This is a genomic window from Paenibacillus diazotrophicus (assembly GCF_042610465.1).
Genome location: NZ_JBGJZN010000012.1, coordinates 44,752 through 58,657, shown reverse-complemented (window position 1 = coordinate 58,657; position 13,906 = coordinate 44,752). Strand labels below are relative to the sequence as shown.

Sequence of the window (13,906 nt, the reverse complement as noted above, 5' to 3'; positions counted from 1 at the left end):
AAGATAACTATTATTATTCCTCCCGGGGAAGGCTTGAGAGCGCATCAATACGCAAGATGACACGAGTGCCTCTGCCGGGTTCGCTGCTTACGCTTAAGCCGAGTTGAGGGCCATAATGCAGGCGAATCCGCTCGTTCACATTCCTTAGCCCTATGCCGAACATTTCACCGTCTGCTCCGCTTCTCAGACTGTCGTTCAAGGCACGCAGCGTGTCCGCATCCATGCCCACACCATCATCCTCTATGCAAAACACCGCTTTACCATCCTCTTCCCACCCGCTGATGCTCAGTGTACCGGGACCTTCCTTCGGTTCCAGGCCGTGGAAGACAGCATTCTCGACGATCGGCTGCAGAACCAGCTTAATGACAGGAAGGGGTAGCAATGCTTCCGGCACTGCAACATCCAGCCTGAATTTGTCCGGAAAGCGGATCTGCAGGAGATGCAGATAATTCCGCACATGGTCCAGCTCGTGGCGGATCGTAACCATCTCTTCGCTGCGGACAATGCCGTAGCGCATTTGCAGTCCAAGCAGATAAGTCAGCTGTGCGACCCGCGGGTCCTCACTGCTCTCAGCCAGCATGCGGATCGATTCCAGGGTGTTATAAATGAAATGCGGGTTGATCTGGTTCTGCAGCGCCCGCATATCGGCTTTCTGTTTTCTTTTCTCCGTCATGGAGACTTCCTGCAGCAAATCTTTGACCCGGACGATCATCCGGTTAAAATGGCTGCCAAGCATACCGATCTCGTCATTGTATTTGGGATGCAGCCAGACCTCCAGATTGCCATGCTGGACCTGCTTCATCAGCCGGACCATCGATTTCAGCGGTTTTGTCAGGGCATGTGAGATGAACGTGGCGACGAACAGAGCAAATGCAATAATCGCGAGTGTGGTAATGATTAACGTGTTCCGGGTTTTCTCGACCGGTGACAGAATACGGTCGAGCGGAATAGAAACAAGGGTCGTCCATCCGGTTTCCTTGGAAACGGTATATACGGCGAGATAATCCTTACCGCCCAGTTGGATCTGAAAATGGCCTGCATCCCCATTCATATGCGGCAGAAATAATTGTATATTGTTCTCCTGCTGCCCGGATTTTTGGTCATCGAGTTCATCACTTGCATAGACCAGTTCGCCCTTGTCGTCCATTATCATCGTATTGCCCTGGGTAACGGTATTGACTGGGTCAACGATGCCCTTGAACAAGCTGATGTCGATATCGAAAACGATAATGCCGATTCTTTTCAGAGTACTGACGGAAGTGACCGTGCGCAGGACGCTGAAAACCTCGCGGTGAGCGCTGGCGCCCACCCGTATAGTATGCCGGCCCTGAACTACGGGAGCAACTCCCGCCGTTTCGCTGAGACGCTGCCATTCCGGCAGCCATTCCGCAGGGAACAATTCATTGATGTTAGGACTTGTGTTATAAAATACCAGCCCGTATTTGTCCACTAAGTATACGGCAATAATCTCTTCCTTCGTATGGCTCAAATAGCTTAGGAACATGGACATGCTCGTATTCTTATCCCAGTCTGTATTTTTCTCCTCCAGGTAGAATTGAACATCGGTGTTATACAGTGGCAGCGTTGTATTGCGCTTAAGATCGGCCACATACCGGTCAACAGTATCTGAGGCGCTGTCAGCCATCTGGCTGGCGCTTGCAGTAGCATGCATCAGTACCGAATTGAAGGTAGTGTGGGAAGAGAGATAGCTGACATAAGTGATAGGCATAGAGATCAAGAAGACGAATACCACAATAAGCTTCCGCTCCATGGGCAGATTGGCCAGAAACAGCCATAGTTGATGCAAGATTCTCCGGATGTGTGAAACCACGATTGTTGTTCCTTTCCGTACATCCGCCTTATTTGACCGCCCCGCTAGTCACGCCTTCAAAGATGTACCGCTGCAGGAAGAAGTATAAAATGACCGTTGGCAGCAGAATGAGCAGAATCGCTGCACAGATCAGGTTCCATTCGCCCGAATTCACCCCTTGGAATCGTATTAGGACAGTCGTCACGACACCAAGACTCTGTTTGGGCATGTATAGGAAAGGGATGTACATGTCATTGTAAATGCTGATCGTTTTCAGTATCACCAGCGTAGCTGTCGCCGGGGTCAGGAGCGGGAAGATGATCGAACGGTAGATTTTGAATAGAGAAGCCCCTTCCACCATGGCACTCTCATCCAGGTCCACCGGAATGTTGCGGATGAACTGCAGGTACAGAATGATCTGGATCACATCTGCGCCGATGTACAGGACAATTGGGGCGCCGAGGGTGTTGTAAAGGCCCATATTTTTAATGATACCAAAGGTGGCAACTTGAGTAGTGATGCTGGGAATAATGGTGGCTACCAGATAAGCTCCGAATACAACCGGTTTCAGCTTAAAAGAGAAGCGGCCAAGTACATATGCTACCATTGTCCCAAACAGAATGTTCAGGGTCAATGTAATAATAATGATGACCAGGACATTGCTAAAGCCGCTGAGGAGATCCCCGCGTTGAAACACTGTAATAAAGTTGTCAAAGTTGAAAAAGCTCTTAGGCAGAGCCATGGAACTGCTGGAGTTGAACTCATCCGTCGACTTAAAGGCATTGACAATGACTACGTACGGAGGAAAGATGACGACAAAGACCCCGATCAGGAGCGAGACGTATTTGATAATATCAACAAAACGAAATTTGGTGTGTGCCATGTTTACTTGTCTCCTCCCCGGTTAAGAACCAGCTGTTGAACCAGCAGTACGATGACGACAAAGAATAGAAGAATGATGCTCATTGCTGAAGCCAGGCCGTAATTGTTATATCCGAAAGCCGTCTCGACCACACGCTGCACATAAGTTTGGCTGGCACCCGCCGGTCCGCCTTTGGTGAGTACGAACGGAAGGTCAAATACTTCCAGCGCTCCCGTAACAGTCAGGAACAGATTCAATTGAATAACGGGCTTCATATTTGGCAGGGTCACTCTCCACAGGGTCTGAAAAGAGCTGGCGCCGTCGATCTTGGCCGCTTCATAAATATCGCGCGGAATGGCCTGCAGGGAAGCGATGTAGATAACCATGTTGTAGCCCATGAAGCGCCAGAAGCCGGTGGACGCGAGGGAATAGTTAACGAGCCCTTCAGTCCCGAGCCAGCTGGTCTGTGCCAGAGATGAAAGCCCGATGTTGTCCAGGAACAGATTCAGCGAGCCGTTGGTAGTATCAAAAACATAGCCGAACATAAATGCAACGGCGACCCCGTTCATAATGTAAGGCAGGAAGAGCATAATTCGGAAGCCGTTACGTCCCCGCAGCTTGCTGTTCAGTACGACTGCGAAATAAATAGCAACAATATTCTGGAAGATCCCCATTACGAAGTAGGCAAAGTTATGGGTGAATACCTTGAATATATCGGGATTGCTGAAGACCTCACGATAATTATCAAGGCCTACCCAAGGCTTCTCTGGGCTGTAGCCGTCCCAGTTCGTGAAGCTGTAGTAGATGAGGGTGAGGGCCGGATAGTACGTGAATGTAGCCAGCAGTATTAGCGGAATAAACAGAAAGGATACGATAATGATCGTCTTCTGTTTGTTGTAGGATAACGTTCCAAACATGGCTTGACCTTCCTTCCTTGAGCTGTTGACGGCAAAATGGATTATCCGTAAAGGCGATAATCCATTTTGCGCCATATTTATGGAGTTTATCAGTTACAGCCTGAACTCAATAGCCGAGGTCTTTTTTAGCTTTGGCCCACGCTTTGTTCCATTTGTCGAATACAGTCTGCGGATCTTTGGCAAGTACAAACTCTTGAGCCATTGCCGGCAGGTCGAGCTGTGCTTTGTTCGTTATTTCGATTACTTTTGCATTATCCACAGTGCCCTCTTGAAGCGTTACACCGGTGGACTGGAATTCTTTAAGCTGTGTCAGATTGGATTCTCTGTCTTTCAACGGAGAGATAAATCCGGCGAAGTCTTCATAACCGGAATCCTCAATCATCCATTTGACGAAGGCTTTAGCTGCATCTACATTTTTGCTGTCCTTAGCAACGCAATAGAAGAAGTCAGGACTGAGCGGAGCGGTAAGAGTCCCCGAGTTGTCATATGGCAGCGGGAAGAAGCCGACGTTGTCTGAGGTTCCACCTGCTCCGATGACTTGATTGATGACCCAGTTACCCAGGAAGTACATGGCGAATTTGCCGGATGCGATGTCTTTCTTCGATTGTTCCCAGTTGGTGGAGTTGATGTCTTTTTCCAGGTAGCCTTTTTCGTTAAGCTCTCTCAGGAGGCTGAGTGACTTACCGTATCCATTATCCATAGTAAAAGGAGTGTCCGAGGTAAGTTTCTCATTAGGGAAGTCGGGTTTGCCTTCAATGATACGTGGAACAGCATAGACCCAGTCATTCAGCGGCCATTTGTCTTTGAAGTTGGAAGCGAGCGGAATGATACCTTTAGCTTTGAGTTTTTCACAGGCGGCCAGGAATTCATCCCAGGTTTTGGGAGTTTCCGTGATTCCGGCATCGGCGAACGCTTTTTTGTTGTATACGATACCGGAGGTGGAGTTACCCGTTGTAATTCCGTAGAGCTTGCCATCATAGGATTTGAAATCTTTAAAGGTAATTTGATCGTTCAGGCCAAGATCGTCCAAGGAAGCGAAATATTTTGGCAGATCGGAGTTAGGAATGGCAGGAACGAACATGACATCAGGCAACTCCCCGCTAGCCATTCTTACTTTGGCCTGCTGGTTGTAATCGGTATTGGAGGCTTCGAACTCAACCTTGATGTTGGGATACTTTTCATTAAAACGCTTTGCATATTCGTCATACTCTTTGCCGATCATGTCGGTTCTGTTGGTCAGGAAAGTGATTTTGCCGCTGATGTCGGTGCCGCTTGCGGCTGCCGGTTCAGTGGTTGCTGCTGCATCACCACCGGTACTCTCTGGCGCCGTAGTCGCTGCTGGCTCGTCTGTGGCTGTAGCAGCATTCTTATTGTTGTTGGAGCCGCAGCCTGTCAGGGATAAAGAGAAAATCATGATGATAACAAAACATAACGAAAATAACTTGTTTCTCATTGCGTTGTCCCCTTTTCGTTTAATTGTTAGCGTTTACACGACTTATTATAGCGATAAACCTCGTATCGAGAAATGGATTGAATTATTATTTATTGTCTTTATTTATTCTGTTTAAATGAATATAATTAGCCTGTTGCTAACATTAGGATAACAAAATACAATGGAAATGAACATTATTCGTGAAAGCGCTAGCTTACAATCATTTAGGGTGCATGCTTCTGAAGCGAGTCTTGTACGAGGAGATTACAGGAAGTCTATGCCCACAAAACTTTTAGGAGGTTCCATGAAGCACATACAACTGAATTTGGACCATTGGCAATTTAGAGCTTGTGGAGAGGATGAATGGCTGCCGGCGGTCGTTCCGGGAACGGTGCATACTGATCTGCTCCGCAATGAACGAATCCCACACCCTTTTTATGGTAAGAACGAGCATGAACTGCAATGGATCGATAAGAAAGACTGGGAATACCGGACCGTCCTGCAGCTGGACGGGGAGTGGCAGGACTTGGATTGTACCGAGCTGATCTTCAAAGGACTGGATACCTATGCGGATGTCTATGTAAATGATGTGCATGCGCTCTCGGCGGACAACATGTTCCGGGCCTGGACCGTGGATGTGAAAGGGCTGCTGCGGACCGGGGATAATGAGATTCGCGTAAGATTCCGGTCTGTCGTGAATGAAGATCTGCCGAAGCTGCAGCAGCTGGGCTATGCGCTGCCGGCACCTAATGACCAATCCGAGCTGGGCGGACTTGGGGAACAGCAGATCAGTGTATTTGCCCGCAAAGCCCCGTATCATTACGGCTGGGATTGGGGGCCAAGATTCCTGACGAGCGGCATCTGGCGTGAGGCTGTGCTGGAAGGCAGGGATACTCTTGCTATTACAGATTTGTATATCCGGCAGAATGTGGTGAACCGGGAAGAAGCCCGGGTGACTGTGCTCGTGGAAGTGGATGCCCCCTCCGGCTGGAAAGGTCAAATGCGGATCAGCAGCGGTGGTCAGGAATGGATGCAGTCCGTTACAGTACAGCCGGGCAAGCAGACATTGGAGCAGGAGGTCGTCCTGAACCAACCCCGTCTATGGTGGTGTAATGGCCTTGGTAAACCTGAGTTGACTGCTTTTCGGGCAGAAATGCTGCAGGAAATGAAGGCCGTGTCGCAAGCTGAAGTTACCACCGGGCTGCGGGAGATCAAGCTGGTCCGGAAGCCGGATGACCGTGGCGCTTCCTTTTATTTTGAGCTGAACGGTGTGCGGGTCTTCGCCAAAGGTGCCAATCATATTCCGAATGACAGTTTTTCTACGGAGGTTACGGAGGAGCGTTATCGTCACGAGATTGCTTCGGCAGCAACTTCTCATATGAACATGCTGCGTGTATGGGGCGGCGGCATTTATGAAGAGGAAACCTTTTACCGGCTGTGTGATGAGTATGGGCTGCTGGTCTGGCAGGATTTCATGTTTGCCTGCAGCATGTACCCTGGGGATGAGCTTTTCCTGGAGAATGTGCGTGAGGAGGCTGTCTATAATGTGCGCAGATTGCGCAACCATCCGTGTATCGCTTTGTGGTGCGGCAATAATGAGATGGATTCGGCGTGGTCTCACTATGAGGACAACATGGGCTGGGGCTGGAAGGAAAAGTATAGTCAGGAGATCCGCGAAAAGCTGTGGGAGGATTATGAAGCGGTGTTCCACCGTATTCTGCCGGAGGCTGTGGCCTCCTGTCACCCGGAGGTGGACTACTGGGCATCTTCACCGATGCGGGATCTTACTCATGACCTGAATCAGCATGCCACACGCATTTCCGGGGAAGGGGATGTGCATTACTGGGGAGTATGGCATGCGAGCGAGCCTTTTGAGAACTACAATGTCAAGGTTGGCCGCTTCATGAGTGAATACGGCTTCCAATCCTTTCCGGAGCTGAAGTCTGTACTGAGCTATGCGGAGGAGAGCGATATGGCGCTGGAATCCGAAGTCATGCTGGCTCACCAGAAGAACGGGCGCGGCAATCTGCTCATTAAGGAATACATGGATATCTATCTTCCTGAGCCAAAGGATTTCAGAAGCTTCCTCTATATGAGCCAGATCCTTCAGGCGGAGGCGATGCGGATCGCAATTGAAAGTCACCGGAGAAACAAGCCGTATTGCATGGGTACGCTGTACTGGCAGATGAACGATTGCTGGCCTGTGGCTTCCTGGGCGGGAATGGATTATTACGGCCGCTGGAAAGCGCTGCAATACACAGCTCGCAATAGCTATAAGGAGCTTCTGCTCTCCATTGACAGCTCGGACGGGGACAGCCTCAAGGTCCATGCCGTATCTGACCGTCAGGAAGCGGTTGAAGGCGAACTGCAGGTCCGGCTGCATGACTTCAGTGGTGCTGTGCTGCAGGAATGGTCACAGCCCGTGACCCTGGCAGCGGACTCCGCAGACATCGTATTTACAGCCGGACTTGCCGGACTGCTTGAAGGACGTGAGCCAGGCAATCTGCTGCTGGCTGCATCTTTGCGGGTTGACGGCGAACTGCTGGAGCACAAGTATCATTATTTCGCGTCCGCCAAAGAAATTGTACTTCCCCGGGCGCACTTCACGGTGGAAGAGGTTCCTGGTAGCGGCGGACTAAGCTTCAATGTAACCAGTGATGTGCTGGCGAGAGGGGTATATCTGACTGCAGAAGAGGAAGGGATCTTCTCGGATAACTTCTTTGACCTGCTTCCGGGTGAGGCTATGACTGTTGAATTCTTCCTGCGCGGCAGCGGGGAAGCGGACTTCGTTCCGGCTGCTCCGAAGGGTCTTGAGATCCGCTCGATGGCAGATTATGTGGAACAGCGCCTTTAGTTAAAACTTAGAAGAGAGAAGGAATTAGGGCCATGGCGATATGGATACAGGAAGACAAGGGGATATTCCATCTGCAGAGCAAGGGTATGAGTTACATCATCCAGCTGGTCAATGATTATCCGGCGCATGTCTACTGGGGGAAAAAGCTGCGCCACGGCAGCAATCTGGAAGGATTGCACCCGCTGGTGACCGGTGGCTCGCTTGACCGCCTGCCGCAGGAATACCCGCAGTACGGTACAGGGGATTTCCGCGTTCCGGCTTATCAGGCCAAGCTGGAGGATGGGACCCGGGTTACGGAGCTGCGCTACACCGGTTACCGGGTGCTGGCAGGCAAGCCGAAGATTGCCGGACTTCCTGCGGTGTACGTGGAATCTGAGGAGGAAGCCGATACCCTGGAGCTTATGCTGCGCGACGAGTATGCCAAGCTGAACGTTGTCCTCCGATATACCGTGTATAACGAAATGGATGTCATTGCCCGCTCTGTTGAATTAGTGAATGACGGGCAGGCTCCTCTGCAATTGCTGCGGGCACTGAGTACCTCCGTGGATTTCCCGTCCGCAGATATGGATATGATCTACCTGTCCGGTGCCTGGTCGCGGGAAGGCCGTCTCACCCGCAGACAGCTAGAGCAGGGCAGTATTTCGATTGAGAGCCGCCGGGGGATGAGCAGCCATCAGCATAACCCTTTTGCCGCGCTGGCGAAGCGTGGAACGGATGAGCGCCAGGGCGAGGTGTATGGCTTCTCCCTGGTATACAGTGGGGGCTTTGAAGCCGTGGCGGAGGTGGATTCCTTTGGAATGACACGGCTGGCTATGGGGGTCAACTCCTTTGACTTTTCCTGGTTGCTTGCGCCGGGGGAGAGCTTCCAGACACCGGAAGCGGTAATGGTCTACTCGGCAGAGGGTCTTGGCGAAATGTCGAGAACCTATCACAGGCTATACCGGACGCGGCTCAGCAGAGGCGAGTACAGGGATAAAGAACGGCCGATCCTGGTGAACAACTGGGAAGCGACCTATTTTGACTTCAACACCGACAAGCTGGAGGCGATTGCTGCTGAAGGCGCGAAGCTCGGGATCGAGTTATTCGTGCTGGACGATGGCTGGTTCGGCAAGCGCGATGCCGATAACTCCTCACTTGGCGACTGGGTGGAGGACCTGCGCAAGCTGCCGGGCGGCCTGTCCGATCTGGCAGCACGGGTGAACGGCCACGGGCTGAAGTTCGGCCTATGGGTAGAGCCGGAGATGATATCACCGGACAGTGATCTCTACCGCAGCCACCCCGACTGGTGCCTGCATGTCCCGGGCCGCCGCCGCAGCGAACTGCGGTGGCAGCTGGTGCTGGATTATACGAGAGAAGAGGTGCGGGATTATATTTATGAATCCCTCAGCCGCATCTTTTCCAGTGTACCGGTAGCCTATATCAAATGGGATATGAACCGCTGTTTGACAGAGATCGGCTCGGCGCAGCTTCCGCCTGAACGTCAGGGTGAAACAGCGCACAGGTATGTGTTAGGACTGTACGAGCTGCTGGAACGTCTGACTTCGGCATTCCCGCATATTTTGTTCGAGAGCTGCTGCAGTGGTGGCGGGCGCTTCGATCCAGGCATGCTCTACTATATGCCTCAGACCTGGACCAGCGATGATACGGATGCGGTGGAGCGCTTGAAGATTCAATACGGAACCAGTCTTGTCTATCCGGTAAGCTCCATGGGGGCCCATGTAAGTGCAGTACCGAATCATCAGGTGGGACGAATCACTCCATTGTCCTTCCGGGGAGATGTCGCCATGTCCGGCAACTTCGGCTATGAGCTCGATCTGACCAAGTTCACTCCGGAAGAGAAGGAACTGGTGAAGGTGCAAGTGGCTAAATATAAGGAAATCCGCAGCCTGGTCCAGCAGGGCAACCTGTACCGGCTGCAGAGTCCGTTCGAGGGCAACGAGACGGCCTGGATGTTCGTCTCGGACAATCAGCGCGAGGTGCTGGTCTGTTACTTCCGGGTGCTGGCGGAACCGCACCCGCCGCGCCGGACGCTACTGCTCAGCGGCCTGAACCCGGAGCTGGACTATCGGCTCGCGGACAGCGGGGAAGTCTATGGCGGTGACCGCCTGATGCAGGCGGGGCTGACGCTGCCCGATATCCAGCGCGACTTTGTGAGCGGATGCTTCCGGCTGCAGGCTGAGGCATAAACGGTGTTATAGCAATAGGGGAGGCCAGGGAGACTTGGCCTTCCCTATTCGTGCATATGAGGAAATAGGCAAGGTGATGATTGGGGATAGCTGTTAGAGCGGCTTAGTAACGGCAGAAATGCCGTTGTTGAGGCCCAAGCGGCGGGTTCTGGTACGAACAATCTTTTGGACAAAAAATTGTCATCGTTCGTGTTTGGCGTTACTTTCATGTGAGATGTGGATTTTTTCTTGCCCGAAATACAATAAATATGTATAATAGCAATTACTATCGATGTGATTGTACGATATTCTGTTTCTGAAGGTGGTTTCATGGCAGAACTGGAAAACAACGAGCAGAAGAAGAAGATGTGCCAGATCTACAATGAGATCTCCAAGGAATTGTTTGGTTTTGGTACGACCCTGCTCCGTGTTACTGTTGATTCAAGGGTCATTACCTTTCACGCCAAGCACCGCAGATCTCCCCGATCTACCGCATTGGAAGGCGAGGCGCCGGAGCTTAAGCAGGAAGTGGATTTTCGGATGTCGCTGCTGTTCAAGAAGAGATTCAGGGAGAGGCTTGAAGCAGACATGGGACTGACGATTGAGGTTCTGCTCAGGGATTACGACGCACCGACGGGTTGGGCTTTTACGAACATGATATTAGCCGGAGAATGACAGATTGAACATGATATTCGCGGATTTTCGTTTTTGATCTATCTTAAGCGAAGACCGTCCTTCTATAACGGGTAGCTCTTTTGCTTTGTTTACACAAAGAAAAGTGTTCTTGTTCCTACAAGAATGCTTTTCTTTTTTTTGTGAAAAATAAGGGGATTCATGATTTTATTACCAATAGGAGGTGCTGCGAACCCCGGCTCTGATGCCATGCTATTTTGAAGAGAGACTGAACCTGCACTTCTGGAACCACCGCATTACTGCTGAAATTGTACCGCAAATTAATCTGGGAGGTTATTTACGAATGAAAAAAATGATGACTGCGGGCCTTGCCCTTACACTGACTGCTGTGCTTGCTGCTTGTGGAAATAACACTGCCTCGAACAATGCTGCTACGAATGACGCTGCCACCAATAACGCGGCTGCGCCGGAAGCGACACAAGCGGGTGCTCCCCAGGAGCTGGTGATTTCTACATGGGGCTTCTCAGAGGATTTCTTCAAAGAGTCGGTGTATGCACCGTTTGAGAAAGAGCATAATGTGAAAATCGTTGTGGAAATCGGCAACAACGCTGAGCGACTGAACAAAATCCGCCAGGGCAGCTCCGATGTGGACGTAGTGTATCTGTCGGATTATTATGCGCAGCAGGCAATTAATGAAGGATTATTTGAGACGATTGACCGCAGCAAGATCCCGAATGTCGAAAAAATCTATGATATTGCCAAAGCACCGCTGGGTGCAGAATACGGTCCTGCGTACACAGTAGGCCGACTGGGCATTGCGTACAACCCTGCCCTGGTAAAAGGTGAAGTGAAATCCTGGAGCGACCTGTGGACCCAGTTCGACAAGAACCTTGCGCTTCCGGCTATTACGGCTACAGCCGGTCCGATGATTGTAGATGCAGCATCTCTAGTCGCAGGGGGTACGGAGTTCAATGAGGATCAGGCCTTCACGAAGCTGAAGGCGCTGGACAGCAATGTTGTTAAATATTACAGCCAGACTTCGGAGTATGTGAATATGTTCGGCCAGGAGGAAATTGCCGGTGGTCCGATCATGGAAATGTACTTCAAGGATCTCCAGGCTGCTGTGCCGGATGCCAAGTTCGTTGCACCGTCTGAAGGTGCGTATGCTGTAATGAACACGGTCAACGTGGTCAAAGGAAGCAACAATAAGGAGCTTGCCGAAGCGTTCATCAACTGGCAGCTCAGTAAGGAAGTACAGGAGAAATCCGCCAAAGCCAAGGTTGATTCCCCTGTGAATACTGAAGTGGTGCTGACAGATGAAGAAGCAGTGGGCGTAACCTACGGTGCGGATGTAATCAGCAAGCTGCGCAAGCTGGATATGTCCTTCGTGAACGATCACATTACAGAGTGGACGGACCGCTTCAACCGTGAGATTGGCGGCTAAGGATGACTGGACTTCAAAAAGTCATTCTGGACGTAGATACGGGTGTAGATGATGCCTTGGCGATCATGCTGGCGGTGACAAGCGGGAAGTTTGATATTCTCGGGATCACCACGGTCAGCGGCAACGTCTCACTGGATCAGGCAACCCTGAATACCTGCAAAATTCTTGAACTGCTCGGCGTATCCGGGCAGATTCCGGTCTACCGCGGAGCTGATAAGCCGCTGGTCCGTGATGTGGTGTTCGAGCACCGTGTACACGGATCGGACGGTATCGGGGGAGCCCTGGGTGAATGGACAGTAACGAAGCAGGCGGAGGCCGAAGCAGCAGAGGACTTCATAATCCGCCAGGTGCTGGCACAGCCCGGGGAGGTCACACTGATTATGACGGCGCCGCTGACCAATCTGGCCCATGCGCTGCAGAAATGTCCAGAGCTTGTGCATTATACCGCCGAGGTGATTGTGATGGGCGGTGTGGTGCAGGGCTGTGGGAATATCACGCCAACGGCGGAGTACAACATGTACGTTGATCCCGAAGCCGCAAAACAGGTGCTCGCCGCAGGGTTCCCCCGGCTGACACTGGTGGGGCTGGATGTTACCCGCCAGGCGCTGCTAAGTGCGGAGGATATTCACAAGCTGCGCATTCCTGCGATCCGCGATTATGTGGAGACAAGCACTGCCGGCTACCGGAAGCGTTACTATGAGCGCAACGGTGTCCAGGCTTGTGCCCTGCATGATCCCCTGGCGGTTGGCGTGGCGCTGAACCGTGAATGGGTCACCGTGCACGATTACTACGTGGACGTGGAGACCCGCAGTGAACTATGCGACGGGCAGACGGTCTGCGATTTCCAGAGCCGGCTGAACCGGCCGCCGAACGTCAGTGTCTGCCTGGAGGTGGACGCACCCGCTTTTCTGGAATACTTCATTAAAAGTCTGAATCAAGAGCCGAAGAAGGACGGGAGTCGTTAGAATGAACAAAAAAGCGATGGTTCTCCTGCTGCCGGGACTTCTGTTCCTGGCAGCCTTCATGCTGATACCTATAACGCTGACTATTGCCTCAACTTTCGTGCAGGACGGAAAGCTGACACTGGAAGGATATTTGCATTTTTTTCGTGACGGGTATTTTAACCGCATCCTGCTGACTACGCTCCGGGTAAGTGCCGTAACCACGCTGGTCTGTATGGTGCTTGGATATCCGGCGGCTTATTATATCTCGCGGACGAGTGCGCGCAAGAAGAGTATTCTGCTGGCGCTGTCGATTTTTCCGCTGCTGACCAGTCCCGTTGTCCGCTCCTTCAGCTGGATGATTATTCTCGGCAAAAAAGGGCTGATTAACTCTTTTCTGGTGAATATCGGGCTGATCGATAAGCCGCTGGACATTCTCTATACACCGGCAGCCATGATGATCGGGCTTGTGCATCTGTTCCTGCCGCTGATTATCATCACGCTGCTCGGGGTGATGGAGAATCTGGATCATGAGCTGGTCCGGGCGGCACGCAGTCTGGGGGCCTCCCCGTTCTCGGCGTTCCGCAAAATCACCTTTCCGCTGACCCTGCCGGGTCTGATTATAGGCGGTATTCTTGTTTTTGTCGGCAGTCTGACGGCTTATACTACACCGGCGCTGCTGGGCGGCAAGGAACGGGTGGTCTCGACCTTTTTGTATCAGAACGCCATGACGCTGAACGATTGGCAGGCAGCTTCGGTGATCGCTGTGATCATGATCGTTATTACATTTGTGGTTGTGGGGCTGATGAACGCCTGGGCCAACCGATTAAATCCGAAGGGGTGAGAAG

General features: G+C 51.7%; 10 protein-coding genes. 6 read left to right on the top strand and 4 right to left on the bottom strand.

What is annotated here, in order from left to right:
* Positions 1-13: 13 nt before the first annotated feature.
* The 4 genes from ACAN54_RS28245 to ACAN54_RS28230 form a co-directional block, all read right to left on the bottom strand.
* Positions 14-1,771 carry a cache domain-containing sensor histidine kinase gene (locus ACAN54_RS28245; protein WP_379163694.1) on the bottom strand — a complete coding sequence of 586 codons (1,758 nt, stop codon included), beginning with the start codon at positions 1,769-1,771 and terminating at the stop codon, positions 14-16.
* Positions 1,772-1,859: 88 nt separating this feature from the next.
* Entirely contained in the window at positions 1,860-2,693 is an 834-nt protein-coding gene (locus ACAN54_RS28240; protein WP_379163691.1) for a carbohydrate ABC transporter permease, read from the bottom strand.
* A gap of 2 nt (positions 2,694-2,695) precedes the next feature.
* On the bottom strand, positions 2,696-3,589 hold the full coding sequence (locus tag ACAN54_RS28235; protein WP_379163689.1) for a carbohydrate ABC transporter permease: 894 nt from the start codon (positions 3,587-3,589) through the stop codon (positions 2,696-2,698).
* A 106-nt stretch (positions 3,590-3,695) separates the two neighbouring features.
* On the bottom strand, positions 3,696-5,042 hold the full coding sequence (locus ACAN54_RS28230; protein WP_379163686.1) for an ABC transporter substrate-binding protein: 1,347 nt from the start codon (positions 5,040-5,042) through the stop codon (positions 3,696-3,698).
* 283 nt (positions 5,043-5,325) lie between these two features.
* Here ACAN54_RS28230 and ACAN54_RS28225 point away from each other — a divergent pair, with 283 nt between their 5' ends.
* The 6 genes from ACAN54_RS28225 to ACAN54_RS28200 all read left to right on the top strand — a co-directional run bounded on the left by ACAN54_RS28225 (position 5,326) and on the right by ACAN54_RS28200 (position 13,902).
* The gene (locus tag ACAN54_RS28225) at positions 5,326-7,875 is read left to right on the top strand and encodes a beta-mannosidase (protein WP_379163683.1); all 2,550 of its coding nucleotides are present in this window, start codon (positions 5,326-5,328) and stop codon (positions 7,873-7,875) included.
* A 32-nt stretch (positions 7,876-7,907) separates the two neighbouring features.
* Entirely contained in the window at positions 7,908-10,061 is a 2,154-nt protein-coding gene (locus ACAN54_RS28220; RefSeq protein WP_379163680.1) for an alpha-galactosidase, read from the top strand.
* A gap of 309 nt (positions 10,062-10,370) precedes the next feature.
* A complete protein-coding gene (locus ACAN54_RS28215) occupies positions 10,371-10,715 on the top strand; it encodes a DUF2294 domain-containing protein (RefSeq protein WP_379163677.1) in 345 nt (114 codons plus the stop codon).
* A 301-nt stretch (positions 10,716-11,016) separates the two neighbouring features.
* On the top strand, positions 11,017-12,117 hold the full coding sequence (locus tag ACAN54_RS28210) for an ABC transporter substrate-binding protein (protein ID WP_379163674.1): 1,101 nt from the start codon (positions 11,017-11,019) through the stop codon (positions 12,115-12,117).
* A 2-nt stretch (positions 12,118-12,119) separates the two neighbouring features.
* The gene (locus ACAN54_RS28205) at positions 12,120-13,082 is read left to right on the top strand and encodes a nucleoside hydrolase (RefSeq protein ID WP_379163671.1); all 963 of its coding nucleotides are present in this window, start codon (positions 12,120-12,122) and stop codon (positions 13,080-13,082) included.
* Between the two features lies 1 nt (position 13,083).
* Complete coding sequence (locus tag ACAN54_RS28200; protein WP_379163668.1) at positions 13,084-13,902, top strand: ABC transporter permease; 819 nt, start codon at positions 13,084-13,086, stop codon at positions 13,900-13,902.
* The last annotated feature ends 4 nt before the right edge of the window (positions 13,903-13,906 follow it).

Excerpts from the sequence above, each read along its gene's own strand:
- ACAN54_RS28245 (WP_379163694.1), bottom strand. The coding sequence starts at position 1,771 with ATGGAGCGGAAGCTTATTGTGGTATTCGTCTTCTTGATCTCTATGCCT.
- ACAN54_RS28240 (WP_379163691.1), bottom strand. The coding sequence starts at position 2,693 with ATGGCACACACCAAATTTCGTTTTGTTGATATTATCAAATACGTCTCG.
- ACAN54_RS28235 (WP_379163689.1), bottom strand. The coding sequence starts at position 3,589 with ATGTTTGGAACGTTATCCTACAACAAACAGAAGACGATCATTATCGTA.
- ACAN54_RS28230 (WP_379163686.1), bottom strand. The coding sequence starts at position 5,042 with ATGAGAAACAAGTTATTTTCGTTATGTTTTGTTATCATCATGATTTTC.
- ACAN54_RS28225 (WP_379163683.1), top strand. The coding sequence starts at position 5,326 with ATGAAGCACATACAACTGAATTTGGACCATTGGCAATTTAGAGCTTGT.
- ACAN54_RS28220 (WP_379163680.1), top strand. The coding sequence starts at position 7,908 with ATGGCGATATGGATACAGGAAGACAAGGGGATATTCCATCTGCAGAGC.
- ACAN54_RS28215 (WP_379163677.1), top strand. The coding sequence starts at position 10,371 with ATGGCAGAACTGGAAAACAACGAGCAGAAGAAGAAGATGTGCCAGATC.
- ACAN54_RS28210 (WP_379163674.1), top strand. The coding sequence starts at position 11,017 with ATGAAAAAAATGATGACTGCGGGCCTTGCCCTTACACTGACTGCTGTG.
- ACAN54_RS28205 (WP_379163671.1), top strand. The coding sequence starts at position 12,120 with ATGACTGGACTTCAAAAAGTCATTCTGGACGTAGATACGGGTGTAGAT.
- ACAN54_RS28200 (WP_379163668.1), top strand. The coding sequence starts at position 13,084 with ATGAACAAAAAAGCGATGGTTCTCCTGCTGCCGGGACTTCTGTTCCTG.